We start from the raw sequence: 26,821 nt of genomic DNA on the forward strand, positions 1-26,821 counted from the left end.
GTCAGCTACACCACGCCGCGGGACACGATCCTTGCGAGGAGCCGGGCTGCCCTCATCGGCTGCCCGAGCGGCCCACCGGATCGCCGAACTCTCGCTCACCGCAAACCGGCGGGCCGCCGACCGACGCGATGCGCCATCCAAAACAAGCTTGGTTACCCGAAGCCGGATGTCGTCTGAATATACCTTTCCCATGATCCACCTCCTAAAACGAGTGAATCACCGTTCTCGCCAAATGGGAATCCTTCGATTCACAGAATCAGCAGGATGCTCTAGTGCCGCGGCAATCGAACGCGGCTTGATCCTCAGGCAGCCCAAGCTTGATGGAGATCAACCACTGTATCGCGTCACGTCAACGACAAGGCATGGCAACTCTCATAGCCTGCAACCAATTCGCTCCGAGCCCGTCCGCCTAAAGCATTCGCCATGGCGGTCTGGCCGAGGGTGGCATTGGGAAACCGTGTCGCCTCCCGCGCTTGGAAAGGAGCCCGCGATGACACTGACCGCTCGCGATGCGACGGATGCTTTCGGACGCCGATTCCGCTATTTGCGGCTATCGGTTACGGAGGTGTGCAACTTCAGATGCACGTATTGCCTTCCGAATGGCTACAAGAAAACGGGTGCCATGGACTTTCTTTCGCCGATCGAGACCGAACGTCTCGCGCGTGCCTTTTCCGAACTCGGATTACGGAAGATTCGCCTGACCGGCGGTGAACCGAGCGTCCGCAAGGACCTGACTGAAATCATTGCAAGAGTGGCTGCCCAATCCCAAGTCGACAAGGTCGCCATGACGACCAATGGCTGGAATCTGGCGCGCCATGTGGATGACTGGGTGTCGGCTGGTCTTACCCACCTCAATGTCAGCATTGATGCGCTCGATCGGGATGCCTTTGCCCGGATCACGGGACATGACCGGCTCAACGATGTACTGTCCGGTCTCGACAGGGCGCAGGCTTTGCCTCTGTCGGCCGTCAAGGTCAACGCGGTTCTACTGCGCGACGGACTTGAGGATGACTTTTCGGCATGGACTGATTTTGTCAGGGATCGTCGGATCTCCGTGAGGTTTATTGAATTGATGCGGACAGGGGATAATGCTGCCTTTTTCCAGGATCAGCATGTCAGCGGTACAGTATTGCGCAACTGGCTCCTTCAACATGGCTGGCAACCCCGAGAGCGTGGCATTGATGATGGCCCGGCGATAGAATTTTCCCATCCTGATCATGCAGGGCGGATCGGACTGATCGCGCCCTATGCGCCTGGTTTCTGTGATGGCTGCAATCGCCTCAGAATAACCGCTCGCGGTCAGCTTCGCCTCTGCCTGTTTGGTCAGGGCGGACACGATTTACGCAGCTTTCTTGAAAGGGATGATCAAAAAGAGGCGCTTCAGGATATAATTGTCTCGGCGCTTGGCGGCAAAAGCCTGTCGCACGATCTGCACGCCGCCAATCCGGGTGACATCCGAAACCTCGCACAAACGGGGGGTTAGCGGTTTTGGGGGTCGTTCAGCACACCTTGCTGGCGTTCGGTATTGGCCTTGCCAAGCTGGCTGCGGCTCTGGGCAAAATGATTGTCGATGAGCGGGCTCGGCCGAGCCAGTCGCTCGAGCGCCTGCACTTTGCTGAAACGCACAAGGGCGCCGTCAACTGCTACGCCCTGAGCCGACAGTTTCGCGAAGGCGCGCGACAGGTTCTCGGGAGACATTCCCAGCAGGGCAGCCAGCACTCGCTTTTCATGAGGTAGCGTGATTTCGTCCGTCTCGCCCTGACGGGCGCGCTGAGTCATCAAATAGTTCGCGAGTCGTTCGGTCGAATCGCGCAACTTGTGGTTCTTGATCGAGCGGACCAGTCCGCGATAGCAGCCAGCGAGTTCTTCCGAGATTGCAAAACCGAAGGCCGGGTCATCGCTCATGGCGCGCCGGATCGATTCGCCGGGCACCATAAGGATTTCAGAACGCTCCAGCGTGACAGCCGACATCAGGGCGTCCGACTCAAGAACGACAGCTGCCAGGATAAACGTCGATACGGGTCTGAGTATTGCGAGCGTGGTATCCTTCGATTTCCAGCCAGCACCGAGTTCGACCGAGCCATCGAGCAGGACGTAGAGAAAGTCGACGCTGTCGCCTTCCATAAGCAATGTTGTTCCAGAGGGAAAGCGCTGCAGGAACGCGCCTGACATGACGCGGTCAAAGGTTTCGTCACTCGCGGCTCTGAAGAAGGCGAGTTCGCGCGTTCGCACAATATCTGTAGGTTTCAGCGTCATGCAGCTTCCTGTGAGTGTCGCGCGTGAAAGGTCTGAAAATCGACAGAGGTGAGCCAGCCTCCTGCCAATGCATGAGAGAATTCTTAGAAACCGGATTGATAAATGTCAAGGATCGATCCCGAAAGGTTCAGGTCTTTCCGAGTGCATTCTCAAGGCGCCGCGATGCACTGATCAGTTCTGAAAAGATTGATCTCAATTCGGCCGGACATTCGGACAAACGACACCCCACCACTTCGCAAATATCAAGGCATCCAAACAGGAGCAGTGCCACGTCTCGGTCTGGAGTTTCATCACCGATCTGAGGGGGGACCGATATGACAGATTCCAGAACCCAGCCGGCCCCTGGTGCCAATACAGCGCTGGGTCTCACGACTTTCGCCTTCACAATCTGCTTCGCCGTATGGGTCATTTTCGCGATCCTTGGCATCCAGATACAGAAGGATCTTGGCCTTACGGAAACGCAGTTCGGCCTGCTTGTGGGGACCCCAATCCTGACTGGCTCGCTGTCGCGACTCGTTCTTGGTATCTGGGCCGACCAGTATGGTGGTCGCATCGTGAATGTCATCGTCATGCTGCTGTCTGCGCTGGCGACCTGGCTCCTGACCTTTGCCGAGACATATCCCCAATTCCTAATCGCCGCGCTGGGTATTGGTCTGGCAGGCGGGTCATTTGCCGTATCGATTACCTATGTATCGAAATTCTTTCCTATCGAGAAACAGGGGGCGGCACTCGGTATCGTCGGGGCGGGCAATGTCGGTGCGGCTGTAACCAAGTTTGCCGCGCCGATCGTTATGGCGTCGATCGGCTGGACGGGCGTGGCGACAGTGTGGGCAATCGCCCTGGCAGTGACAGCTGTCATTTTCTTTGTCTTCACCAAGGACGATCCGGACCTCGCCGAACGGCGCAGGTCGGGTGCCCGGCCGCGCAGTTTCGCCTCCCAGTTCGCGCCATTGCGCAACGTTCAGGTCTGGCGTTTCTCACTCTACTATTTCTTTGTTTTTGGTGGGTTTGTCGCGCTCGCCTTGTCTCTGCCGCACTACCTGATCGGCGTGTATGGTTTTGACATCAGGACGGCGGGCATGCTGGCGGCAGCCTATTCGATCCCGGCTTCCATTTTTCGCATCTATGGTGGCCATCTGGCTGACCAGGTCGGTGCCCGCAAGGTGATGTACTGGACATTCCTTGTGTCGATGGTCGTTACCTTCATCCTGTCCTATCCCCCAACCACGTACATCGTCGATGGCGTCAACGGGCCGATGACCTTCCGGCTAGCCATGGGGCCCATCGCCTTTGTGGTCCTGATCTTTGTGCTTGGCTTCTTCATGAGCCTCGGCAAGGCGGCGGTCTACAAGCACATTCCTATCTATTATCCCAAGGATGTTGGCGCTGTGGGTGGCCTTGTGGGCATGATCGGGGGACTGGGTGGATTCATCCTCCCGATCGCATTCGGTATGCTGAACGATTTGACCGGCGTGTGGACAAGTTCTTTCATGGCACTGTTCTTGTTGGTGTCTGGTTCATTCATATGGATGCATCTGGCAATCCAGCGAATGGAGCGCGAGGCGTCGGGAGCGGCCCTTGATCAACTGCCGCAGCTACCGGAAATGCAGCCTCTTCACGATGTCGCGGCGAATAAGGCGCTTACGCCAAAACTGATAACGGACTGGCGCCCCGAGGATGAGACCTTCTGGCAGGAGACGGGGAAGAAAGTTGCCAATCGCAATCTTTGGCTCTCGATCCCGGCCTTGCTCCTGTCCTTCTCGGTCTGGATGGTGTGGTCGGTTGTGGTTGCCAAACTACCGCAAATTGGTTTTGGATACTCGACCAGCCAGCTGTTCTGGCTCGCAGCATTGCCAGGCCTGTCTGGCGCCACGCTGCGTATATTCTACAGTTTCATGGTGCCGATCTTCGGTGGACGGCTCTGGACCACCCTGACTACCTGGTCACTTCTGGCGCCTGCGCTCGGTATTGGTTTTGCGGTCCAGAATCCGGATACGCCCTATTGGATCATGCTGGTATTGGCATTGCTTTGCGGCTTCGGTGGCGGCAACTTTGCCTCCTCCATGTCAAACATTGGATTCTTCTTCCCCAAGAAGGAGAAGGGCAACGCGCTCGCACTCAATGCAGGGCTCGGCAATCTCGGTGTCAGCGCCATGCAATTCCTTGTGCCCATCGCCATTACGATGGGCGTGTTTGGTATCCTCGGCGGTGACCCGATCGTGACCAGCACTGGCGAGGAAATTTTCCTCCAGAACGCAGGCTTTATCTGGGTTCCGTTCATTATTGCCTCAGCCTTCGCTGCCTGGTTTGGCATGAACGACCTGGCCTCGGCAAAGGCCTCCTTTGCTGAACAGTCTGTGATATTCCAACGCGCGCATACCTGGTTCATGTGCTGGCTCTATACGGGCACGTTCGGTTCCTTCATCGGTTTCTCGGCGGCCTTCGTCCTGCTGACAAAGACGCAGTTTCCGGACGTCAACGTCTTGCAGATTGCCTTCCTCGGGCCTTTGGTCGGCGCCTTGTCGCGTTCCTTCACGGGATGGATATCCGACCGATGGGGGGGTGGCCGTGTCACAGTTTGGGTTTTCGTTGCAATGGCGCTCGGCACGCTCGGCGTCATGGCATCCCTGCAAGTCGGAAGTTTTGCCGGATTCTTTTCGAGCTTCATGTTCCTGTTCTTTGCAACCGGGGTTGGCAATGCCTCAACTTTCCAGATGATCCCCGTCATTATGCGCAAGGAAGTGGCGCGCCTTGAGCCGCACCTGTCGCCCGACGAACTCGTGCGTCAGTCGGACAAGGAAAGTGCTGCGATCACGGGTTTTACCTCAGCCATTGCAGCTTACGGCGCCTTCTTCATTCCAATGGGATTTGGCACGTCCCTTTCAGCGAGCGGCAGCGCTATGCCGGCCTTGATCTGCTTCCTGGTCTTCTACGTCTCGTGTCTCGTCCTGACCTGGCGTGTGTACACCCGCAAGGGTGGTCTCTTGCACGACATCGAACGCGGGCGCGCGACCATCTCCACTTCTGCCCCTGCGGCGACTGTCTAAAAGGATACTGAAAAATGAGCCACACACTCGACAGATTGACATTTTTCCGGCGGCAGACCGAGCTCTATTCGGGCGGACACGGCGTCCTCAATGACGAGGATCGTTCTTGGGAGGAAGCCTATCGCAATCGCTGGCGCCACGACAAGATTGTGCGCTCAACCCATGGCGTGAACTGCACCGGATCGTGTTCCTGGAAGATCTATGTCAAGGGTGGCATCGTCACCTGGGAAACCCAGCAGACAGACTATCCGCGCACGCGTGACGATCTGCCGAACCATGAACCCCGAGGTTGTGCGCGTGGCGCGAGCTATAGCTGGTATCTCTATTCGGCCAATCGCGTGAAGTATCCCCTGATCCGGGCACGGTTATTGAAATCCTATCGTGCAGCCCGCAAGACAATGGAACCGGTTGCTGCCTGGAGATCGATCCAGGACGATCCGGAAAGACGCGCCGACTATGTCACGCGGCGCGGACTTGGCGGGTTCGTGCGCGCAGACTGGGAGACGGTCAACGAGATTATTGCGGCAGCCAATGCGCACACGATCAAGAAGTGGGGGCCTGACCGCGTATTCGGGTTTTCCCCGATTCCGGCCATGTCCATGGTTTCATATGCGGCCGGCGCGCGTTACCTCCAGCTTATCGGCGGGGTAACCGGATCCTTCTATGACTGGTATTGCGACCTTCCGCCGGCAAGCCCGCAGACTTGGGGCGAGCAGACGGACGTCGCCGAAAGCGCTGACTGGTACAATTCGGGCTTTCTGATTCTTTGGGGATCGAACGTGCCACAGACCCGCACGCCCGATGCGCACTTCTATACCGAAGCGCGCTACAAGGGTGTCAAATCCGTGGTCATATGCCCGGACTATTCGGAGGCATCGAAATTCTCGGACGTCTGGGTTGCCGCCAAGCAGGGCACGGATGCGGCCCTCGGCATGGCATTTGGGCATGTCATCCTGACAGAGTATCACCGTGATCGCGACGTACCTTACTTCCGCGATTACATCCGCAAGTATAGTGACCTGCCATTGCTCGTTCGCTTGCAGGAACAAGAAGACGGCTATGTGCCTGAGCGTCTCCTGCGCGCATCGGATTTCGATGGTGCCCTCAAGGAAGAGAACAAGCCCGAATGGAAGACAGTCGGGCTCGACGAGACGACGGGCAAGGTTGTTGTCCCGAACGGCTCGATTGGATTTCGGTGGGGAGACACGGGCAAGTGGAACCTTGAGGAACGCGATGGCAAGGGCAAAGAGATCAAGCTGCGCCTTGGCCTGAAGGGCGTCGAGGACCATGTTGCCAGCGTCCGGTTCCCCTATTTTGCCAACTCTGCCAGCAATGGCTTTGCCTCCACCGATCATCCGGACGTGCTGACCCGCAACATTCCTGTCAAGCGCATGAAGCTTGCTGACGGCACCGAAACCCTGGTGGCCAGCGTCTATGACCTCCTGATGGCGAACTACGGCGTCGATCAAGGCTATGGCGGCGAGCACCTCGCAAAAGATTTCGACGACCCAGCACCTTACACGCCGGCCTGGGCCGAAGCGATCACCTCAGTCCCGCGCGGGCAGATCATCGCGGTTGCGCGAGGGTTCGCCACCAATGCGGAAAAGACCAATGGGAAGTCCATGGTCATCATCGGCGCGGGCATGAACCACTGGTACCATATGGACATGAACTATCGCGCGGTGATCAATATGCTGGTCCTGTGCGGGTGTGTTGGCCAGTCTGGTGGTGGCTGGTCGCACTATGTTGGCCAGGAGAAACTGCGCCCGCAGACGGGTTGGGCGCCGCTCGCCTTTGCGACCGATTGGGTGCGCCCGCCGCGTCAACAGAACTCGACCTCATACTTTTATGCGCATACTGACCAGTGGCGCTATGAGACCGTTCCTGTCGGTGAAATCCTGTCACCGACAGCGCCTGAGGGCGACTGGTCCGGTAGTTTCATCGATTACAATGCCAAAGCCGAACGCATGGGCTGGCTGCCTTCTGCGCCAGCGCTCAAAACGAACCCGATCGAAATTGCAGCCCTCGCTGAAAAGGCAGGGATGGATCCGAAGGACTATGTCGTGAAGTCACTGAAATCCGGCGATCTCGAAATGTCGTGCATGGATCCGGATCATGAAGCCAACTGGCCGCGTAACATGTTCGTCTGGCGTTCCAACCTGCTCGGTTCATCGGGCAAGGGGCATGAATATTTCCTCAAGCATCTGCTCGGAACCGATCACGGCGTGCAGGGCAAGGACCTCGGAGAGACCGGCGGTGTGAAACCGACGACGGTCAAATGGCACGAGGACGCCCCGAAAGGGAAACTCGACCTGCTCGTGTGTATCGATTTCCGCATGTCTACCACTGCGGTCTATTCCGATATCGTGCTGCCTACGGCCACCTGGTACGAGAAGAACGATATCAATACGTCCGATATGCACCCGTTCATCCACCCCCTGGGTGCGGCCGTCGATCCTGCCTGGGAATCACAGTCGGACTGGGAGATATTCAAAGGCCTTGCACGTAAGTTCTCGGAAGTGGCGCCGGAAGTGCTTAACGCGGTGACCGATGTCGTCCTCACACCGATACAGCACGACACTGCCGGAGAGCTTGCCCAGGCAGCGGGCGTTACGGACTGGCTGACCGACGGGAGTGAACCGATCCCCGGTCAGACCATGCCGCAGATCAGTGTGGTCAAACGGGACTATTCCCAAACCTATGCGAAATTCACTTCACTCGGCCCGCTCCTCGAAAAACTTGGCAATGGTGGCAAGGGGATTGGCTGGGACACGGCGCATGATGTGGCCAATCTCGGTTCGCTCAATGGGCGCGTGCTCGATGAAAACGTCGCCAAGGGCCAACCGCGCATCGATTCCGATATCGACGCCTGCGAGACGATCCTGATGCTTGCACCGGAAACCAATGGCGAGGTCGCCGTCAAGGCTTGGCATGCGCTCGAAAAGCAGACCGGACGTGATCACGCGCATCTGGCCCTGCCCAAGGAAGACGAGAAGATCCGGTTCCGTGACATCGTCGCCCAACCGCGCAAGATCATTTCGTCTCCGACATGGTCAGGCATCGAGAGCGAACATGTCAGCTATAATGCCGGCTATACGAACGTCCACGAACTGATCCCGTGGCGGACCCTGACGGGACGCCAGCAACTCTACCAGGACCATGACTGGATGCGCGCATTCGGCGAGGGGTTTGTTGTTTACAAGCCTCCGATCGATCTCAAGACAACGTTCGTCCAGGGCGACAAGCCAAACGGTAACAAGGAGATCACGCTGAACTTCATCACGCCGCACCAGAAATGGGGCATCCACTCGACCTATTCCGACAATCTGATGATGCTGACATTGAACCGCGGTGGTCCGGTTGTCTGGTTGTCAGAGACAGATGCGAAGCGTGCAGACCTTGTCGACAATGACTGGGTGGAGGTGTTCAACGCGAATGGCGCGCTGACGGCTCGCGTCGTCGTATCCCAGCGGATCCGGGAAGGCACGATCTTCATGTACCACGCACAGGAGAAGATCGTGAATACGCCCGGATCGGAAATCACTGGAAAACGCGGCGGCATCCATAATTCGGTCACGCGGACGATCCTGAAACCGACCCACATGATCGGCGGGTATGCCCAGCTGTCCTACGGGTTCAACTATTACGGGACGGTTGGCTCAAACCGGGATGAGTTTGTTGTCATCCGCAAAATGGCAAATGTCGACTGGCTCGAAGAGCCCGCCTCGCAAATGGAGGGCGCACAATGAAAATCCGTGCTCAGATTGGAATGGTCCTCAACCTCGACAAGTGCATCGGGTGTCACACCTGTTCGGTAACATGCAAGAATGTATGGACGAGCCGGGAGGGAGTTGAATACGCCTGGTTTAATAATGTCGAGACCAAACCGGGCATTGGTTTTCCGAAAGACTGGGAGAACCAGAAGCGCTGGAATGGTGGCTGGCGGCGTAAGGCGAATGGCCGGATAGAACCGAAAATGGGCGCAAAATGGCGCATTCTCGCCAAGATATTTGCCAATCCGGACCTGCCCGAAATCGACGACTATTATGAACCCTTCGATTTCGACTATGCGCATCTCCAGACCGCACCTGAGATGAAAGCCTTCCCGACCGCGCGCCCCCGATCGAAGATCACGGGTCAGCGCATGGAGAAGATCGAGTGGGGCCCCAACTGGGAGGAAATCCTTGGCGGCGAGTTTGAAAAGCGCAGTGCGGATTACAATTTCGAAGGGGTGGAAAAGGCTATCTACGGCGCCTTCGAGCAAACCTTCATGATGTACTTGCCGCGCTTGTGCGAACACTGCCTGAATCCGACATGTGTGGCGGCCTGCCCGTCAGGGGCAATCTACAAGCGCGAAGAGGACGGCATCGTCCTGATTGATCAGGACAAGTGTCGCGGTTGGCGGATGTGCGTCTCGGCGTGCCCCTACAAGAAAGTCTACTATAACTGGGAATCCGGAAAGTCGGAAAAATGCACTTTCTGCTATCCGCGCATCGAGGTTGGCCAACCGACTGTCTGTTCGGAAACCTGCGTCGGGCGGATCCGCTATCTCGGTGTCTTGCTCTACGATGCCGACAAGATCGAAGCAGCAGCCAGCACGCCGGACGAGAAGGATCTCTATCAGGCGCAGCTCGATGTTTTCCTGGACCCGAATGATCCGGCTGTCATCGCGCAAGCGCGGCTGGATGGGATTCCGGAAGCCTGGCTGAAAGCGGCGCAGGCGAGTCCGGTCTACAAGATGGCAATGGAGTGGAAGGTCGCGTTTCCGCTGCATCCGGAATATCGCACGCTGCCCATGGTCTGGTATGTGCCACCTCTCTCTCCGATCCAGTCGGCCGTGGCTGCGGGGGCGCTCGAAACCGATGCGGATATGCCGGATGTTTCCAGCATGCGTATTCCAGTCCGCTATCTTGCCAACATGCTGACCGCCGGCAAGGAAGAACCGGTCGTTCTGGCGCTCGAACGAATGATGGCCATGCGCAAATACATGCGGGCCAAGACGGTTGAAGGGGTGATCGATCACCCCACCGCCAAAAAGGTGGGCCTCACCGCCCGTCAGATCGATGAAATGTACCGCTACATGGCGATCGCCAATTACGAGGATCGCTTTGTCATCCCGACAACCCACCGGGAATCGCAGGAAGACGCATTTGAAATGCGCGGTGAGTGCGGATTTACATTCGGCAATGACTGTTCCGGCGGACGCACGGAACTCGGCCTGTTCGGCCGGGACAAGCGGTCCAAAGCCAAAACCCCAATGGAGCTTTAATCATGGCCATCACGTATCGTGCTCTATCGCGCCTCCTGTCCTACCCGGATGCCACCTTGCAGGCAGAGGCTGGCGCAATTGTCGATGCCATTCAAGAAGAAGGTATCGTTCCGGAACGGATCATTAAATCCTTGCGAAAACTGGCGCTCAGCCTTGCCAGCACGGATATCTATGAGGCTCAGGAGATCTATGTCGATCAGTTCGACCGGTCACGTACCTTGTCCCTGCACCTCTATGAGCACGTGCATGGCGAGAGCCGTGAGCGAGGGCCGGCCATGGTTGGCCTTGTCGAACTTTACAAGTCGCATGGACTTGAACTTGATGTCAGCGACCTGCCGGATTATCTGCCGATCTTCCTGGAATTTCTTTCGATCATTCCCGATGCGGAGGCAGCCTCGCTGATCGGCGAGGCTGCCCATGTGATCGAAGCGATCGGAGAGCGCCTCAAGAAGCGCCAGAGCCCCTACCGCGCTATCTTTGGCGCCCTGATGACGCTCTCGGATCGAGCGGCAGACAAGGCGGCGCTGGCTGATCTTTTGGCCATGCCTGAGGATGATCCGGATGATCTGGAGGCGCTTGACGAAAACTGGGCTGAGGAACCCGTTACGTTTGGTCCCGGGACGCCATCCGACGGTTGTCCAAAAGCGGCAGCCATGGTGAGCAAAATGCAGGGAGCGCGCGGCTAATGTCCAGGTTGCGAACAGCGCTCATGGTGGGTGCGGCGATCTCTTCTGTTTGCGTATTTGGCGCAGCACCAGCGCAAGCAGGTGAGGGTAGCCCCATCCTTGATATTCGGTTGCGGGCCGAACAGGTCGATCAAAGCGGATTTGACGACACAACAGCGCTGACGGTGCGCGGGCGGTTTGGTTATGATTACAAGGCAAGTGACGCTTGGAGCTTCCTCGGCGAGGTCGAAGGCGTCGTGCATTTGAGTGACGATTTTTCCGACACGGTGGAGAATGTTCCCGGCAAGGCGATTGTCGCGGATCCGGAGGCACTGGAGATCAACCGCCTGCAGGTGTCCTGGAAAGATAAGGCGACCTCGGTCACGCTCGGGCGCCAGCGCATCATTTTCGATGACGCGCGCTTTGTGGGCAATGTTGGCTTCCGGCAGAATGAGCAGACCTTTGACGCGCTTCGGCTCGGTCATGTGGTCTCCGAGTCCGTGTCAGTCGACTATGTCTATATCGACAAGGTTCGCCGTGTGTTCGGCGATGACAGCCCCGTCGGTGAGTGGGATAGCGCCTCGCATATCGTCCGGTTATCGGCAAAGACATCGCTCGGCGATGTCACGGCTTACGGCCTGTTGCTTGATTTCGACAATGCGCCGGCGGCGTCTGGCCAGACCTGGGGCGCCAGCTGGACAAGGTCATGGGACACTGATCTCGGCAAGCTCACGCTTGATGGTGACGCCGCCATTCAGAGTGAATGGAACGGGGCAGGACCCACAGCTGATCTCGGTTACCAGGCTGCGAGCGTTTCCCTGACACAAAAAGGTCTCACCGGGGCATTGGGTGTTGAAATTCTCGATGGGGCGGGTGGACGTGGTTTTACGACTCCGCTTGCGACTTTGCATGCCTTTCAGGGTTGGGCGGATGTGTTTCTCAACACGCCGGCAACCGGCGTGCGCGATGTATCGGCCACGCTGAAAGGTAAGGCGCCATCGTTCATTGCCGATGCCAAACCGGTCAGCTGGGTCGTCGGTTACCATGACTTCGCCTCTGACAACGGAGCCAACGATCTCGGCAGCGAGATCGATGCCTTGGCCCGCCTGCCAGTCAACGCGAATTTCAGTCTCGAAGGCAAGGTCGCCGTATTCAATGGCGAGCCCGGCGGTCCGGCCGACCGCACCAAATTCTGGCTGGCCCTCGAGGCCAGCTTCTAGACCCATCAGGAGGGAGCCCGACATGGCACCAGAGCACGTCACGACAATTACCTCAGCCGGCTGGCTCGATCAGGCTGTCTTCGGCTTTTATCCCTATATCGCGCTTGCCGTTCTCGCGATCGGATCTGTGTTGCGATTTGACCGGGAGCCTTACACATGGCGGTCGGGATCGTCCCAGCTCTTGCGACGCAAGCAACTGGTGCTCGGATCGGTGCTTTTCCATGTCGGTGTGCTCGTGATTTTCGGCGGGCATTTCGTCGGCTTGCTGACGCCGCTCTGGGTGTTCGACACGATCGGCATTACACACGGGCAGAAGCAGGTGCTCGCCATGGTCGCGGGCGGGGTTGCAGGGCTCGCTGCCATCCTAGGCGCGTTGATCTTGCTCCATCGACGGGTATTCGATCCACGCATACGTGCCAATTCCTCCTTTGGTGATACAGCCATTCTGGCGCTGCTGACGCTCCAATTGGCGCTTGGTCTCTCGACAATTCCATTGTCGGCCAATCACCTCGATGGGTCCGAGATGGTGAAGTTCATGTACTGGGCGCAAAGCATCTTCACGTTCCAGGCCGGTGCAGCCGACTATGTCGCCAATGTCCATTGGATTTTCAAGGCGCACCTGTTCCTGGGACTGACCATATTCCTTGTGTTCCCGTTCACACGGCTCGTCCACATGCTTTCTGCGCCGGTCTGGTATATGGGCCGCCGCGGCTGGCAGCTTGTACGCACGCGCCGCGACATCAAGGCGGATCAAGCGATTGCCGCGCGCAAGCGGGCAGGAGGTGCATAATGGCCAATACCGCAACAGCAATATTTCATGGCGTGGAAGTCCCCGAGACACTTCTCGCGGCTGAAATGCAGAACCATCAAGCTGCCAGTCTTTCCGATGCGCGTGTGCGTGCGGGCCGGGCACTTGCTGCCAAGGCTGTCTTGCTCGACCGCGCGCGCCAGCTCGGTATAGCGGCGCAGCCGGAGCTGAATGCAGACGGCCTCGAGGAAACACAGGAAGAGGCCCTGATACGCGAGCTCCTCAGCCAGGAGGTCGAAGCCGAAGCGCCGCCAGCTGATGCGGTGCGACGCATATATGAAGACCAGCCGAACGGCTTCAGGACCCCACCCTTGCTGGAAGCATCGCACATCCTTGTCGCACCGGATGAGCGCGACGACATTGCAGCGACGAATGCGCGTGCGCGCGCCGATGAACTCTTGGCTGTGCTTGCCCGGCAACCGGACAGGTTCGCAGGGCTCGCGCGTACCGTGTCGGCGTGCCCGTCAGGGAGTGATGGCGGAACTCTCGGACAATTGCGCCCCGGTGATGTTTTGCCCCCGATCTGGCAAGCATTGCTTGCGCTCGAGCCTGGAGAGTTCGCAGACGAACCGGTGCGGACAGAACATGGTTGGCATGTACTCAGGTTGGACCATCGGGTTGATGGGAGACGCCTGCCGTTCGAACACGTCGCAGCGCACATCGAAATGCAACTGGAAGCGCGCGCCTGGACATTAGCCGCTGCGCGCTATGTCGATGCGCTTCTGAAGCGCTCGTCCGCAACGCCGCCGGATCTCGGCATATCGGTACTTGGAACGCTGGAGACGGACGAAACGCCTGTCACAAGGGTCTACGCGGTTCTCGGGGATGTCTTCGCCAATCCGCAAGGCGCTCTCCTTGCGCTGAAGCCTGATGTTCTCAAAGTGATTGATGCTGAGGCGGCCAGAAGGAGATGCGCTCCTGCGAGCGTCTTATCCGACGCGATAAATTCTTTCCTGACCGAGGCAAAGGATGAAGCTTGGACACAAGTCATTTCCCGGCTCCGAGACAGTGCGTCGCCTTTGCCGGATTGTCTTGAAACCATGATCAGGAATCAGTTTCCGCAGGTCAAGGCAACCCGCACGCTCATTCTGACGCGCCGGGGAGGGGGTTCGGATTCGGTAGAGAAAGGTCAACCCGATGGAACGGGATTATAGAGACGGCGCTATTGAAGCCATGCCGACGGAATTGCTCCGGGAGCCGCTCGTATGGTTCTTCGCTGAGCACTACCGACATCGCTCCGTCTGCAAGCGATTGCGCGAACTGGCCAAAACAGTGGCGTTTGACGAAGATGCATTGCGAGATGTCCTGCGATTTTTGGACAGTGACCTGCCGCTCCACATCATCGACGAAGAGGATGACCTGTTTCCCCTGCTGCGGCGACGATGCGAGGCTGACGACCAGATCGAGAAGGTCCTGGGAATGCTGTCTGGAGAACATGCCAGCGATCTGCATGATGCCTCAGCCGTCAAGTCGCTCATCGTCTTGGCCTTGAACGATCACCGCGGTCCGGCTGGTTACGCTGAGGCTCCCCAGATCATTCCACCTTTTTGCCGGTCTCAGGAACGCCATATTGCCGTTGAGAATGCCGTCGTGCTCCCGATTGCCCGCGCGCGCCTCAGTGAAACGGATCTTCGCAGCCTCGGCCGTCGGCTGGCCGCTCGCAGAGGCCTGCCGGATCCGTTTGCGGAGGCGTCATGATCGAGTCTCTGCTCGACAATAACATGAACTGGGCAAGCGCGCGCGTGCGCGCTGACCCCAAGTATTTTCAAAGGTTGTCGGCTCAGCAATCGCCCGAATATCTCTGGATAGGGTGTTCGGACAGCCGCGTGCCCGCCAACGAGATTGTCGGACTTGATCCGGGTGAATTGTTTGTCCACCGCAATGTCGCCAATCTGGCCCCCCCCCGGGACGTGAACTTTTTATCCGTTCTGCAATATTCGACCGAGATACTCAAAGTCAGGCACGTGATCGTCTGTGGACACTATGGTTGCGGCGGCGTCCGGTCTGCGATTGATACGAAACGCTTGGGGCTCATCGATCATTGGTTGCAGCCCATCTCAGACATGGCGCATCGGCATAAGTCGCACTTGCACGCCATTACCGATTTCGACACGCGCGTAAATGTCATGTGCGAACTTAATGTCCGTGCACAGGTCGAGTATATTGGCAGAAACCCCTTCGTGACCGACGCATGGCGAAAAGGCCAGTCCCTGGCAATTCATGGCTGGATATATTCGATCCGGGATGGGCTGTTGCGAAATCTCGATTTGACCATTAAGCGACCAAAGGAAGTGGACGCACTGTCAGCCCGTCCATGGTTTGCCAATGACTGATCTCGTGGCAGTGATCCTTGCCGGTGGACACGGGAGCCGGATCGGCGGCGACAAGCCGAATATCATGCTCGATGGACGCAGTCTTATCGACCGCGCCATTGACCATGTCGCCCGATGGCGCATTCCGGCGCGGCTGTCGGTGCGCGGGCCTGGGCAGATTTGCACAACGAGATTGACGGAAGTCCTCGATGACCCACGCTTTGAAGGCCCAATTGGCGGACTGTTGGGAGCTCTAACGTGGGCGGAAGAGTTTGGCGCGCGGCGTGTGATCACCATTGCATGTGACATGCCCTTTTTGCCTTGCGATCTGAGGCGTCGTCTTGACGCTGCAGCGGCGCAGTTCGGTACGCCCGCGGTCGCGACTTCGTTGCAGCGTCGACATCCGGTGTGCTCTGTTTGGCCGACCGGGTGCCTAGGGCCATTGCAGGCCTATGCCCATAGCGGGCGACGTAGTCTGAATGGCGCGCTGGAGAATTGCGCCGCCGTTTCCGTTGACTGGCCCGTCCAAGACGGTCGCGATCCCTTTCACAATATCAACACGTTGAACGACCTCGCAGAGGTCAGTCAGGCGATGAATAACTTCCCGTCACGTTCTGAAGGGCTCGCACAATGACAAACGCAATCCTGAAATATGCCAGTGCGCGGGTTCCGCGTTATACTAGCTACCCGCCGGCGACTGTTTTTGGCCCCTCAGTCGACGAGACACGCTATCGAAAGTGGCTTTCTGTCCTCGATCCGGCAACTCCGATTGCACTCTATCTTCATGTGCCATTTTGCCGGGAAGTGTGCTGGTATTGCGCCTGTAACATGAAGCTTGTGAGACGGGAAAAGCCACTTGCCGACTATGCAGCTACACTCGAACGTGAGTTGGAACTTCTTTGCGAAGCCCTCCCGTCTGGTATGCGTGTCGACGCAATCCACTGGGGTGGCGGAACACCGACATCTTTGAATGATGACAGTCTCGCGAACCTGACTGCAAAAATCCGAAAGCTGTTCAATGTCTCGCCGCAGGCGGAGACGGCGTTTGAGCTCGATCCAAGAACGTTCGCGCTCGCCCGCGCACGCGACCTAGCGGCGCTGGGAGTCAACCGGGTGTCCCTAGGTGTTCAGGAATTTGATGCGAAGGTGCAGGCGGCGGTCAATCGTATCCAGCCATTCGAACAGGTGAGGGACGTGGTCAACAGTCTTCGGAATGCGAATATCTGCCGGATCAATTTTGATCTCATGTACGGATTACCTTTCCAGACCGTGGAGACATTGGAGGCAACGGTCGCCCGAACACTCGTGCTTCGCCCTGACCGCATTGCCCTGTTTGGCTACGCACATGTTCCCTGGGCTGCGCGGCGTCAGACCCAGATCGACGCGCAGACCCTGCCAGGACTGGAGGCACGTTTCAATCAGGCTGAGCGCGCTGCTGGCGACCTGATCGCGGGCGGTTACAGGCGCATCGGTCTTGACCACTTTGCCCTGCCGGCAGACGGCCTTGCCAAGGCGCTGGACGATCAGACCCTGATGCGAAACTTCCAGGGATATGTGGCGGATACGCCATCAACGATCATTGGTGTGGGCAGCTCGTCAATTTCGTGCGTTCCGGAAGGCTATGTCCAGAATTATTCTGAAACTGGAGCGTGGCGCAGAGCTGTTGAATCGGGACACTTGCCGGTCCAACGCGGTTACGTTCTGGACAAGATGGATCGCATGCGCGGTGAGGTTATCAGTCATATCATGTGTTTCATGTACGCCGATCTGGGGCAGATCAGCCAAAAGCACGGATTCTGCGCAAGCGTGCTGGACGAAGAGATGGCGATCTGCCGCAAGTACGAGGCCGACGGATTGGTGGCCGTCAATAGTCGCGCGCTGCAGATACCCGAGCGAGGGCGTCCGGCCCTCAGGTTGATTGCATCATGCTTTGATGCGCATCTTGATCAGGAAACCTCTCGGCATGCCATTGCAGTGTAACACATCGGTGCAGGACCTTCCGCGTGAGGCAGTCGAGACGTTCAGGGCCTGGTACGAGGATGCTGTCGCAAATCCTCTTGTCGACGATGCGAGCGCGATGTCGCTCGCGACTGCCAATCAATCCGGAAATCCTTCGTGCCGGGTTGTGCTGCTGAAATCCTTCGATACGCGTGGCTTCGTCTTCTATACAAATCTGAACAGTCGGAAGGGCCGCGACCTGCGCGCCAATCCCGGAGCGGCGTTGTGCTTCTACTGGCCGGCACTTCGACGACAGGTAAGGATCGAGGGTGTGGTGACACCTGTGACATCGCAAGAGGCAGACGCTTATTTCGCCTCTCGCCCCCGGAACAGCCAGATTGGCGCCTGGGCGTCCCGGCAGTCAGAGCGTCTAGAATCAAGGTCAGTTTTGCTCAAGCGCATCGCCAACCGGACCGTGCGCTTTGCCGCACAGCCGGTTCCGCGCCCGGAATTCTGGTCAGGGTTTCGCTTGACTCCGGATCGGGTCGAATTTTGGTCTGAAGGATCTTTCAGAATACACGACCGCCGCGCTTTCGTCTTTTCTGCCGATGACGGCTGGCAGATCCTGGAACTGTTTCCATAATGATCGGACACGGTCATGATCGCGCAATGATTACGCTAGCTCGGCCAGCGCAATGATCCCGGGGATCCGAGCCGTGATGTTTTGATCAGACCGGCCGGGAAAATCGACTGGATGCAACGAGAAAGGGAGCGTACGATGTCGAAAATTATCGAAACACTCAAGTTGGAGCATCGTCTTTTCAGACGTTATCTCGATTTGTTCGATCAGGAAATGAAAGCCTTCGAAGCGGGAAGGTCGCCGCGATATGAGCTTCTCGAGGCCTTGCTGGATTATTTTACGACGTTTCCCGATGAGTGGCATCATCGCAAGGAGGACCTGGTCTATGATGTCATGGTTACGCGCTCGGATGTCGCGCGGTCTGCACTTTACGATTTGCGAATCGAGCATGAGCGACTTGGCGCCGGAGCAAAGAAGTTCGGTGAACATATTTCCGATCTTCGCCTGGGAAGCGATCTGCCGATGAATGTCATTGTCGAAGCCGGAAAGACATATTCGCGTCTGCTGCGCCGTCATATGGTCAAGGAAGACGACGTCTTCTTTCCGATGGCAGAACGATATCTCACATTGCAGGACTGGCGCGATATTGAACAAACCGTTCAATCGTCTCGCAATGACCCGGAACTGAGCGCCCGGTTGGACCGTATCGATGGTGTTGCGGGCTCGATCGAATCCATTGCCTCCAGTGAAAGGTATTGACGCTGGATTGAACCGTCCCGGGCGATCCTGATCCTCATCCCCGCCGCACACCTGAGCACATGGCGCGGTAGACATCAGACACTTGCACGTGAAAAAAAGATGACGCCTCCGTCAACTTACGTATTTCCCCAATGAATACGGGGCGTATGGTGGCAAAAAGCGGAAAGGCTGTTTCGTCCTGATCTGGTCCTTTTCAGCTTGAAAAGGAGGACATGATGAAAGTGAAACTGGTTTCGGGCCCACCCACAACGGCCCGCACATTCAAGGAGCCCGGCGAGCTGGCAGACAGATTGTCGCCGCAGGATGTCGAAATCGTCCGCGAGATTTTCAAAACACCGCTGACCGGGTCCTATAACTGGGACTACGAGGTCGCGAACTCGAAGATCCGCCGCCTCTACGAGCTTGGCAAGAAGTTCAACTGGGATGCCCAGATGGATGTCGACTGGGAGGTTGCGTTCGACAAGCGCGAGGGGCCATCGCAGGCCGGCCTCAACCCGTTCCATGACCACCCGGTCTATCTCGCCCTGAGCGAGGAACAGAAATCCGACTATGCGTGGCGGTCGCTGGCGCAGGTCCTGTCGCAGTTCCTGCACGGCGAGCAGGGCGCCATGATGGTGGCGTCCCAGCTGGTCAGCTGCGCGCCGACCTATGACGCGAAACTCTATGCGGCCTCACAGACATTCGACGAGGCGCGGCATGTCGAAGTGTTCAACAAATACCTGCGCTATCGCTGCAATGTCGAGTATCCGGTCAATCCGAGCCTGAAGCTCCTGCTCGACAAGATCCTGACGGACGAACGCTGGGACCTGAAATTCATTGGCATGCAGATCCTGATCGAAGGGCTGGCGCTGGCTGCCTTCCAGACCATGGCGCACACGACGCGCGACCCGCTGCTGCGCCAGATCCTGACGCTGGTGATGCGCGACGAGGGCCGCCATGTCGCCTTCGGCGTCAATTATCTCGAAGACTGGATCAAGGCCCTGCCGGAAGCGGAAATCGAGGAGCGGGCGCAGTTTGCCTATGAGGCCTGCGCCATCATGCGCGAACGCCTGTTCTCCACGATCGTGGAGGAAGAGTTCGGCTTCGATCATGAGGAAGCCCGGCGGATGAGCATCGATTCCCAGAGCGGGCAGGCCTTCCGGAACTTCCTGTTCGAGCGGATGATCCCGAACCTGAAACGGGTCGGCCTGCTGACGGACAGCGTGAAGCCGAAATTCGAGGCGCTTGGCGTGCTGCACTATGAAAATGCCGCCACCGATGCCGAGATTGACTGGGCGTCATTGGAGAGGCCACTGGAAACCGGACCGATCGCGCAGGTCGCTGCCGAATAGATTGGGTCTGCGGCCCTGTGATCGCGTTGCCTGATTGGCGGCAATACTGATTGCAGGGCCCGTCCGGGCCGCAGATGACAGCCACACTGGATCGGGAACTAAATGCTGCTGGTGCCCGGACGATCTGACGGCTTTCGAACCCGCCTGCAGGGCGGTTGGCGATATGCGTGAATTGAGCGCGCGTGTCGGCCTACATCACGATGGCGTCCTCTGCGCTATACGTATTGAAGCAGGCGAATATTTTCGCGGATAGCTGCCGTGATCAAAGTGATCTCCGTGGCGCCAAGATTTTCCACTTCAAGCGTTCGCAAACTCAGCGCCCGCGCGGCGCGGAAGGCCAGCGCCTGACCGACCAGTGTCAAACCCCGAATGCGGGCTGTTTGAGATGCCGGGGCGTCGCCGCTTGCGATCGCTGTCAGATGGATCACCGCGCGAAAGAAACGGCCAATATCGCTGGCGTACAATATCTCGAACGCTTTGGACGGAGCGGCCTGTTCGCGCAGCGTGAACCGGGCCCACTTCTCGCTGTCACTGCTTGCCAGCATAGTGACGAATGGGGTGAAGATCTCCTCCAGCAGCGAGATCGCCTTTTTCCGGCTGAGGGGGGCGCTGTAGATCTCAGCTTCAAATGCGCTGAGCACCGGACCGAGTTTTTGAGAGACCTGTTCTGCAATAGAGGCGGCTGCGGCGAGATAGAGTTTTTCCTTGGTTTTGAAGTGATAAGGGATCGCGCCAAGGGAGGCGTTCGCCTGACTCGCGATGGCGCGCGTCGATGTTCCGGCGAACCCGTTGAGGCCGAACAGTTCGATGGCAGCTTCGACGAGCCGGTCACGTGTTTCGATACTCCGAGGGTCATCTCGTCTTGTCATTTATGAAGTCTTCTTTCTGAGCAGCCAGGCCGCAGCCGGAAGGGTTGCCATGGCAATCAGGACGAGCGGGAATGTGTTACGCGCTATATCGGCGAGCGGCAGGTCCTTTAGGAATACACCTTGCGCCACGACGAGAAAGTGCCGGAGCGGGTTGATCTGCGTCGCAATCTGCATCCAGCCCGGCATGTTCTCGATCGGCGACATGAAGCCTGACAGCAACACGGCGGGCGAGGCGAACACGAAGGCGCCAAGAATGGCTTGTTGTTGGGTAGCCGAAATCGCCGAGATCAGGAGACCAATCCCGATGACCGCCAGCAAGTAGAAGAACATCGAGCCATAGAGTGCGAGCAGCGACCCGGCAAAGGGGATTTTGAATCCGAATATGGCGACAAGGATAAAGAAGGTTCCATGCAGATAGCCGAAGATCAGGCCAGGCGCAGACTTCCCGACAACGATTTCCAGCGGTCTCAGCGGCGAGACCAATAGCTGGTCGAACGTGCCAAGCTCGCGTTCGCGAGCAACCGACAGGGCGGTCACGATAATCGTGGTCAGGAGTGTAATCGTCGCGACCAGACCTGGCAGCGTAAACCAGGCATATTCAAGATTGGGATTGTACCAATGCCGGATTCGTATGGTGTCCGGCATCGTGCCGCCTGAATATGCCGCCGCCGAGACACGTGAAATGATGGCGGAAAGATACGAATTGACGATCTGCGATGCGTTCGATTTTCGCCCGTCAAGGATGATTTGAACATTGGCCGACTGGCCGGCCTCGATCCGGCGGGTAAAGTCCTGCCCGATATGAACCACGGCAATAACGCGCTGGCTGTCGATGGCTTCCCTTATCTCGCTGACCGATTGTAGCCCGATCACCTCGTCGAAGGCGGAGGCGCCTTGGATACCCGCTTCAACGTCCCGGCCCCAGTTCCCCGTATCGTGATTGAGAACGGCGATATCGACATTTCGCACTTCCATTGTCATGGCGAACGCAAAGATCACCAGCTGAAGGAGCGGTGGCACCAGGATCACGGCGCGCCCCTTAGGGTCGCGCCAGATGGCGAGCATTTCCTTGATGATGAGAGAGAGGATCCGGCGCCACATGTCAGGCGATCCGTTTTGGCGTGGCAAGCCAGGTGAGCGCCAGGAAGAAGACTCCGACGGCCAGCATTTTCGCAATCGCTGGCAAAAGAACCGACCAGACATCTCCTGCCAGGAACAGCGTCTGCAGGCTGGTTACGAAATAGCGCGCCGGGATCACCGTGGTGACCGTGCGGATCGGCAATGGCATGGCGCTGATTTCGAAGATGAAGCCCGACAGCAGGGTCGCCGGTAGGAAACCGGTGAAGAGTGCAAGCTGCGCGGCAACGAACTGGTTCTTGGTCGCCGCCGAAATTAGTAATCCCTGGCCCAAAGCAGGCACGAGGAAGGCGGCCGCGACCGCGACGAGGGCAAGCACTGACCCCCGGAATGGCACATCGAAGATAAACACCGCCGCCACGGCGCATAGCACCAGCGAGCTCATGCCCAGGAGAAAATAGGGCACGATCTTCGATAGCAGCAGTTCGACGCGGCTGACCGGTGTGGCGAGTACCGCTTCCATTGTGCCGCGTTCCCATTCGCGGGCGATCACCAGCGCGGTCAGCAATGTGCCGATGATCGTCATCACGACGGCGGTGGAACCCGGCACAAGATTGTAGCGACTGGTCAGTTCGGCGTTGAACCAGAAGCGGGGTTGCGGCGTGATCGCAGCCGGGGGCGTCAGGGCTGCATCACCGAGATGGCGGGTTTGCCAGACTCCATAGACCCCTTGGGCATAGTTCGCGACGAATTGCGCGGTATTTGGCTGCGAGCCGTCGGTGAGGACTTCAATCGGGGCAGGATCGCGTGCGCGCAGACGTTCGGAGAAATCAGGCGGGATGACGACGAGGCCGCGCAGGTCTCCGGAAACCAGGTCGGGCTCCAGCGCCGTCTGGTCAAAGGCCGTGACAATTTCGAAATAGTCGGACGCTTCAAATGCCTGGACGAGGGTTCGCGCGTCGGCGCGCGCGTCCTGAACCACCACTCCAATGCGGATCGAATTGGCATCGAGGGATATCCCGAACCCGAACAGCAGGAGAAGGATCAGTGGCAGGATGAATGCGATCAGGATGGATGAGGGATCGCGGACAATCTGGAAGGTCTCCTTGCGCGCAAGCGTCAGGCTCCGACGCAAAGGTGCGGGAAGCCTGTACCCGGTCATGCCGCTGCCCCTTCCTGTTCAGAGCGCGCCACCAGCTCGATGAACGCATCTTCCATGGTCACGACCGATCCGTCTGCGTTGCTGCAACTTGCCTTCAGCGCCTCTGGTGTGCCCTCTGCGATCGTCCTGCCGCGATAGATCAGGTTGATCCGGTCGCAATACTCGGCCTCCTCCATGAAATGCGTGGTGACCAGGACCGCAACATTCTTCGCCGTCAGCGCATTGATGTGCGACCAGAACTCGCGCCGTGTGATCGGATCAACCCCAGAGGTTGGTTCATCCAGAAACAGGACTTCCGGCTCATGCAGCAGCGCCGCGGCAAGCGCGAGGCGCTGCTTGAAGCCGAGCGGCAGTTGCCCGGCCGTCGTGCTGCGATAGGGGGTCAGATCGAAGGCCTCCAGCATGGCATCGATGCGCTCTCTGGCCCGCTGGCGGCTGAGACCATACACACCTGCGAAGAAGGAGAGATTTTGCGCCACCGAAACGTCACCGTATAGGGAGAACTTCTGCGCCATGTAGCCAAGCCGCCCGCGCGCATCGGCAGCCGCTGTGCGCAAATCGAACCCAGCGACACGTCCCTCGCCGTCGCTCGGTTCAGTCAGGCCGCACAGCATCTTGAACGTTGTCGACTTGCCCGCGCCATTGGGGCCGAGCAATCCCAGGATTTCGCCGCGCTTCTGGGTGAATGTGATGTTGGATGCTGCGGTGAAGTTACCGTAGCGTTTGGTCAGGCCGCGCGCCTCAACCACTGCCTCGCCCGCATCTGCATGTCTGCTCATCGCATCGGCCAGAGGCGAGCGCCCATCCGGTCCGCCGGCCAGCCGGTCGACAAATGCGTCCTCGAAGCGAGGCGCAGCCGGAACGATCTCTGCGTTCACCAGCGTCCTGATATGGGAAAGATCTGCATCTTCGCGGGTGAGCAGGCGGATGGCATCGCCATGCAGGATCGCGTCGGCCACCGAGGCGTCTCGCAAAAGAGGCGCGATGGCGGCCCGGCGCTCTGCTTGCGGAACACGCGCCAGGAAGACGCGGCCCGTCATGGTGTCTGTCAATTCTGCGGGCGGTCCAGCATACAAAGGCTTGCCGTTGCTAAGCAGAAGGACATCATCGCATTTCTCTGCCTCGTCGAGATAGGCGGTCGCCCAGACGACGGCCATCGTGTCGTCGACGAGCTCGCCGACCATTGACCACAACTCCCGGCGCGATATCGGATCGACTCCCACTGAAGGCTCATCAAGCAGAAGCAGGCGCGGACGCGTGAGCAGCGCGCAGGCGAGGCCCAGTTTCTGCTTCATGCCGCCAGACAGGGCGCCTGCCAGTCGCGTGGTAAACCGGGCCAGATCAGTGAACTTCAGCAGATGGGAAAACGTCTCTTCCCGCTGCTCTCCCGACAGCCCTTTGAGGTCTGCGAACAGGACCAGGTTTTCCATGACGCTCAGATCCTCGTAGAGGCCGAAGCGTTGCGGCATGTAACCAAGCATCTTGTGTAGGTGGTGCTGCGACGCGTATGCGCCTTTACCCTCAATCAGCACGTCGCCTTCGCTGGGTCGGCTAAGGCCGGTCAATAGGCGTATCAGGCTGGTCTTTCCGGCTCCGTCGGGGCCGACAAGTCCGGTTATCTTTCCCGTCTCAATGGTTCCGGACACGGCATCAAGTGCCGCCGGACCGTTTGCGGAGAATCGCTTCGTCACCGCGTTGATCTGGACGAAGGGGAGGGGCTTCGGAGAGTTGATCGAGGCATCGCTCATCGGCGCCGTCAATCTGCCGCGGCCGAGCGACTCAATTTGACCGTTACCGGCATGCCCTGGCGCAAACGGCTGTCCGGGGCGTCGATGATGATCCGCACCTGGTAGACGAGATCTGTACGCAGATCAGGCGTCTGAACCGTGCGGGGGGTGAATTCCGCGATGGGGGATACAAAGCCGACCTGCCCCTGATAGGCGCTGTCCGGCGCGCTATCGGTGAATATTTTTGCTGTCTTGCCCGGTACGACGAAACCAAGATCAGTCTCGTCGACATAGGCACGCACCCAGACCGGCTTGGTCAGGGCCAGCGTGGCAACCGGCACGCCAGCGCCAACAATGGAACCAGGTTCACGCACCCGCGCCAGCAATATACCGTCCGACGGCGCGAGCAGGCTTGTGTCTCCAAGGCTCAATTCAGCTTGCGCGACCGCCGCCTCGGCAGCCTCAACCCCGGCTTGGCCCGCAGCAATGTCTTCAACGCGCGGTCCTATCTGCACCAGAGCCAGGTCCTTTTGTCCCGCAACAAGTCGCTTTTTGGCCGCGTCGAGCGTGGCGCGTGCTGTGTCATAGGCCTGCGGTGACGCAAACCCGCTGTCGCGCAGTTTTGCCTGCCGGTCAAAGGTCTGCTGGGCGACCAGAACACTCGCTTCCAGTTCTTCGACACGGGCGCGGGCCCGGTCGATTTCCTGTGACCGGCTTCCGGCCTTCAGTCGCGCAAGCTCTGCCTGGCGCACCGCGGCCTCGGCCTTGGCCTGCGCAACGGCGTCACGCAAAGGCGCGATGTCCAGAACCGCGATCACATCGCCAGCTGAAACCGTGTCGCCTTCTTCGAAATTGACGGCATCGAGACGGCCCGAGACCCGAAACGCCAAATCCACCTGCCGGATATCGACATTGCCATAGAGCGTCAGCGCGCCATCGGTTCCGCCGCCCGCAGGACTAAGATGAGGCCATACGACGAAGCGCCCTAATACCAGAGCAACAACAAGCACAGTTGCGACAATGGCGATCCGTTTCATTGAAAAACTTTCTGGGACAGGCGCAATGCCCGTCTGATTTGAATGATATGCTATAAAAATAATGATACGATTGTATTTATTAAATTTCAAGGGCCGCTTTTCGGGATATGAAGCCGTTATATCCTATTTTTGAGGATGCTTTTTGGAAACCACTGGTGGTCCAGCGAAATTTCGAATTAACATATATTTCCAGAACAATACGATCGTACTTATAGGCGCTCCGCGAATTTGCGCGCCGCTTTCGGTTTGAGAGGTGCAACGTGGGGACAATAGAAAAGCTGACGCAAGGGTGCGGCCCCCGAGCGAGATCGGCGTGGACGGGCGAATCTACCGACTTGTCCATATCCTGATCTATCGTTTGGGCTCGCACGGTGCAAACTTACTTGAAAGAGACGCGTTGAGCGCAGTACGTCTGCGGCTTGAGTTGACCTTTTGCTGCAAGATGAGGAAGCCGGTTCAACCGTGATTGTGTTCGGGAGCGCGAGCGTTGCGCCGAGCCGAGCATCGGAATTTGTCGCTGGCGATCTTGCTGAAAACACCAAGACAAACTGAAGCGGTTGAAGGATATCGAACCTGTCCATTCAGCTTGCGAAAATATGATGTGAAGCTCCTAACCTCGAGGCCAACATCACGACATGCGTGGTTTACACTTGGAGTTTAGAGACCTTGTTTTTATACCGGAAAATCGATGTCGGTTTACATACAATATGCTGTAAAATAAGGAATAATTTGTCGTTTACACCGAGAGGGTCAGCGGTTCGAGC

At 58.1% G+C, this 26,821-nt stretch carries 22 protein-coding genes and 1 riboswitch; of the genes, 15 read left to right on the forward strand and 7 right to left on the reverse strand.

Features of this window, described 5'->3' with window-relative positions:
• The coding region (locus HOC_RS21925; protein WP_199285890.1) for a helix-turn-helix domain-containing protein at positions 1 to 192 on the reverse strand (192 nt) is incomplete at its 3' end.
• Positions 193 to 381: 189 nt separating this feature from the next.
• A riboswitch (molybdenum cofactor riboswitch) is annotated at positions 382 to 500 on the forward strand.
• Here HOC_RS21925 and moaA point away from each other — a divergent pair.
• Positions 491 to 1,483, forward strand: a complete 993-nt coding sequence (gene moaA / locus HOC_RS17680; protein ID WP_035541072.1) for a GTP 3',8-cyclase MoaA — start codon at positions 491 to 493, stop codon at positions 1,481 to 1,483. (Overlaps the previous riboswitch by 10 nt.)
• Here the strand turns inward: moaA and ftrB are convergent.
• Entirely contained in the window at positions 1,480 to 2,256 is a 777-nt protein-coding gene (ftrB, locus tag HOC_RS17685; RefSeq protein WP_035541074.1) for a transcriptional activator FtrB, read from the reverse strand. The two genes, moaA and ftrB, sit on opposite strands and share 4 nt — an antisense overlap.
• A 314-nt stretch (positions 2,257 to 2,570) precedes the next feature.
• Between ftrB and HOC_RS17690 the strand changes: the two genes are divergently transcribed.
• The 14 genes from HOC_RS17690 (at position 2,571) to HOC_RS17755 (ending at position 20,185) form a co-directional block, all read left to right on the forward strand.
• Complete coding sequence (locus HOC_RS17690) at positions 2,571 to 5,303, forward strand: nitrate/nitrite transporter (RefSeq protein WP_035541076.1); 2,733 nt, start codon at positions 2,571 to 2,573, stop codon at positions 5,301 to 5,303.
• Positions 5,304 to 5,317: 14 nt separating this feature from the next.
• Entirely contained in the window at positions 5,318 to 9,052 is a 3,735-nt protein-coding gene (locus HOC_RS17695; protein ID WP_035541077.1) for a nitrate reductase subunit alpha, read from the forward strand.
• Positions 9,049 to 10,572 carry a nitrate reductase subunit beta gene (gene narH, locus HOC_RS17700; RefSeq protein WP_035541078.1) on the forward strand — a complete coding sequence of 508 codons (1,524 nt, stop codon included), beginning with the start codon at positions 9,049 to 9,051 and terminating at the stop codon, positions 10,570 to 10,572. Before HOC_RS17695 ends, narH begins: the two co-directional genes overlap by 4 nt.
• Positions 10,573 to 10,574: 2 nt before the next feature.
• Positions 10,575 to 11,258 (forward strand): nitrate reductase molybdenum cofactor assembly chaperone, encoded by a 684-nt coding sequence (gene narJ, locus HOC_RS17705; protein ID WP_035541080.1) that lies wholly within the window; start codon positions 10,575 to 10,577, stop codon positions 11,256 to 11,258.
• A complete protein-coding gene (locus tag HOC_RS17710) occupies positions 11,258 to 12,457 on the forward strand; it encodes a hypothetical protein (RefSeq protein WP_156950532.1) in 1,200 nt (399 codons plus the stop codon). The genes narJ and HOC_RS17710 overlap by 1 nt, the downstream gene beginning before the upstream one ends.
• Positions 12,458 to 12,479: 22 nt before the next feature.
• Positions 12,480 to 13,247, forward strand: coding sequence for a respiratory nitrate reductase subunit gamma (gene narI, locus HOC_RS17715; RefSeq protein ID WP_051625057.1), 768 nt, complete (start codon positions 12,480 to 12,482; stop codon positions 13,245 to 13,247).
• Positions 13,247 to 14,419, forward strand: a complete 1,173-nt coding sequence (locus HOC_RS21515) for a peptidylprolyl isomerase (RefSeq protein WP_051625058.1) — start codon at positions 13,247 to 13,249, stop codon at positions 14,417 to 14,419. Before narI ends, HOC_RS21515 begins: the two co-directional genes overlap by 1 nt.
• The gene (locus HOC_RS17725) at positions 14,403 to 14,963 is read left to right on the forward strand and encodes a hemerythrin domain-containing protein (RefSeq protein WP_035541083.1); all 561 of its coding nucleotides are present in this window, start codon (positions 14,403 to 14,405) and stop codon (positions 14,961 to 14,963) included. Before HOC_RS21515 ends, HOC_RS17725 begins: the two co-directional genes overlap by 17 nt.
• Positions 14,960 to 15,598 carry a carbonic anhydrase gene (locus tag HOC_RS17730; RefSeq protein ID WP_035541084.1) on the forward strand — a complete coding sequence of 213 codons (639 nt, stop codon included), beginning with the start codon at positions 14,960 to 14,962 and terminating at the stop codon, positions 15,596 to 15,598. Before HOC_RS17725 ends, HOC_RS17730 begins: the two co-directional genes overlap by 4 nt.
• Entirely contained in the window at positions 15,591 to 16,211 is a 621-nt protein-coding gene (gene mobA, locus HOC_RS21520) for a molybdenum cofactor guanylyltransferase (protein WP_051625059.1), read from the forward strand. The genes HOC_RS17730 and mobA overlap by 8 nt, the downstream gene beginning before the upstream one ends.
• Positions 16,208 to 17,557: an oxygen-independent coproporphyrinogen III oxidase gene (gene hemN, locus HOC_RS17740; protein WP_035541087.1), complete on the forward strand. Its 1,350-nt coding sequence runs from the start codon at positions 16,208 to 16,210 to the stop codon at positions 17,555 to 17,557. Before mobA ends, hemN begins: the two co-directional genes overlap by 4 nt.
• Complete coding sequence (pdxH, locus tag HOC_RS17745) at positions 17,541 to 18,158, forward strand: pyridoxamine 5'-phosphate oxidase (protein ID WP_035541088.1); 618 nt, start codon at positions 17,541 to 17,543, stop codon at positions 18,156 to 18,158. The genes hemN and pdxH overlap by 17 nt, the downstream gene beginning before the upstream one ends.
• A gap of 135 nt (positions 18,159 to 18,293) precedes the next feature.
• A complete protein-coding gene (locus HOC_RS17750; protein ID WP_035541091.1) occupies positions 18,294 to 18,854 on the forward strand; it encodes a hemerythrin domain-containing protein in 561 nt (186 codons plus the stop codon).
• 215 nt (positions 18,855 to 19,069) lie between these two features.
• Entirely contained in the window at positions 19,070 to 20,185 is a 1,116-nt protein-coding gene (locus HOC_RS17755; RefSeq protein ID WP_035541109.1) for a ferritin-like domain-containing protein, read from the forward strand.
• Between the two features lie 215 nt (positions 20,186 to 20,400).
• Here HOC_RS17755 and HOC_RS17760 read toward each other — a convergent pair whose 3' ends face one another.
• The 5 genes from HOC_RS17760 to hlyD are packed head-to-tail and all read right to left on the reverse strand — an operon-like array spanning position 20,401 to position 26,057.
• Positions 20,401 to 21,054, reverse strand: coding sequence for a CerR family C-terminal domain-containing protein (locus HOC_RS17760; protein WP_035541093.1), 654 nt, complete (start codon positions 21,052 to 21,054; stop codon positions 20,401 to 20,403).
• Entirely contained in the window at positions 21,055 to 22,155 is a 1,101-nt protein-coding gene (locus tag HOC_RS17765) for an ABC transporter permease (protein WP_035541094.1), read from the reverse strand.
• 1 nt (position 22,156) lies between these two features.
• Positions 22,157 to 23,293 (reverse strand): ABC transporter permease, encoded by a 1,137-nt coding sequence (locus HOC_RS17770; protein ID WP_035541097.1) that lies wholly within the window; start codon positions 23,291 to 23,293, stop codon positions 22,157 to 22,159.
• Positions 23,290 to 25,041: an ATP-binding cassette domain-containing protein gene (locus HOC_RS17775; RefSeq protein ID WP_084146434.1), complete on the reverse strand. Its 1,752-nt coding sequence runs from the start codon at positions 25,039 to 25,041 to the stop codon at positions 23,290 to 23,292. The genes HOC_RS17770 and HOC_RS17775 overlap by 4 nt, the downstream gene beginning before the upstream one ends.
• Positions 25,042 to 25,049: 8 nt before the next feature.
• Positions 25,050 to 26,057 (reverse strand): secretion protein HlyD, encoded by a 1,008-nt coding sequence (gene hlyD, locus HOC_RS17780; RefSeq protein ID WP_035541102.1) that lies wholly within the window; start codon positions 26,055 to 26,057, stop codon positions 25,050 to 25,052.
• Between the last annotated feature and the right edge of the window lie 764 nt (positions 26,058 to 26,821).

Source organism: Hyphomonas oceanitis SCH89 (assembly GCF_000685295.1).
In the GTDB taxonomy this organism is placed as follows: Bacteria; Pseudomonadota; Alphaproteobacteria; order Caulobacterales; family Hyphomonadaceae; genus Hyphomonas; species Hyphomonas oceanitis.

Bases quoted from the DNA above. Each gene is read 5' to 3' on its own strand.
- narJ (WP_035541080.1), top strand. From the start codon at position 10,575: ATGGCCATCACGTATCGTGCTCTATCGCGCCTCCTGTCCTACCCGGAT.
- HOC_RS17730 (WP_035541084.1), top strand. From the start codon at position 14,960: ATGATCGAGTCTCTGCTCGACAATAACATGAACTGGGCAAGCGCGCGC.
- HOC_RS17695 (WP_035541077.1), top strand. From the start codon at position 5,318: ATGAGCCACACACTCGACAGATTGACATTTTTCCGGCGGCAGACCGAG.
- mobA (WP_051625059.1), top strand. From the start codon at position 15,591: ATGACTGATCTCGTGGCAGTGATCCTTGCCGGTGGACACGGGAGCCGG.
- HOC_RS17770 (WP_035541097.1), bottom strand. From the start codon at position 23,293: ATGACCGGGTACAGGCTTCCCGCACCTTTGCGTCGGAGCCTGACGCTT.
- hemN (WP_035541087.1), top strand. From the start codon at position 16,208: ATGACAAACGCAATCCTGAAATATGCCAGTGCGCGGGTTCCGCGTTAT.
- narH (WP_035541078.1), top strand. From the start codon at position 9,049: ATGAAAATCCGTGCTCAGATTGGAATGGTCCTCAACCTCGACAAGTGC.
- HOC_RS17725 (WP_035541083.1), top strand. From the start codon at position 14,403: ATGGAACGGGATTATAGAGACGGCGCTATTGAAGCCATGCCGACGGAA.
- HOC_RS17710 (WP_156950532.1), top strand. From the start codon at position 11,258: ATGTCCAGGTTGCGAACAGCGCTCATGGTGGGTGCGGCGATCTCTTCT.
- HOC_RS17765 (WP_035541094.1), bottom strand. From the start codon at position 22,155: ATGTGGCGCCGGATCCTCTCTCTCATCATCAAGGAAATGCTCGCCATC.
- HOC_RS17775 (WP_084146434.1), bottom strand. From the start codon at position 25,041: ATGAGCGATGCCTCGATCAACTCTCCGAAGCCCCTCCCCTTCGTCCAG.
- HOC_RS17750 (WP_035541091.1), top strand. From the start codon at position 18,294: ATGTCGAAAATTATCGAAACACTCAAGTTGGAGCATCGTCTTTTCAGA.
- HOC_RS21515 (WP_051625058.1), top strand. From the start codon at position 13,247: ATGGCCAATACCGCAACAGCAATATTTCATGGCGTGGAAGTCCCCGAG.
- hlyD (WP_035541102.1), bottom strand. From the start codon at position 26,057: ATGAAACGGATCGCCATTGTCGCAACTGTGCTTGTTGTTGCTCTGGTA.
- ftrB (WP_035541074.1), bottom strand. From the start codon at position 2,256: ATGACGCTGAAACCTACAGATATTGTGCGAACGCGCGAACTCGCCTTC.
- HOC_RS17690 (WP_035541076.1), top strand. From the start codon at position 2,571: ATGACAGATTCCAGAACCCAGCCGGCCCCTGGTGCCAATACAGCGCTG.
- pdxH (WP_035541088.1), top strand. From the start codon at position 17,541: ATGCCATTGCAGTGTAACACATCGGTGCAGGACCTTCCGCGTGAGGCA.
- narI (WP_051625057.1), top strand. From the start codon at position 12,480: ATGGCACCAGAGCACGTCACGACAATTACCTCAGCCGGCTGGCTCGAT.
- HOC_RS17755 (WP_035541109.1), top strand. From the start codon at position 19,070: ATGAAAGTGAAACTGGTTTCGGGCCCACCCACAACGGCCCGCACATTC.
- moaA (WP_035541072.1), top strand. From the start codon at position 491: ATGACACTGACCGCTCGCGATGCGACGGATGCTTTCGGACGCCGATTC.
- HOC_RS17760 (WP_035541093.1), bottom strand. From the start codon at position 21,054: ATGACAAGACGAGATGACCCTCGGAGTATCGAAACACGTGACCGGCTC.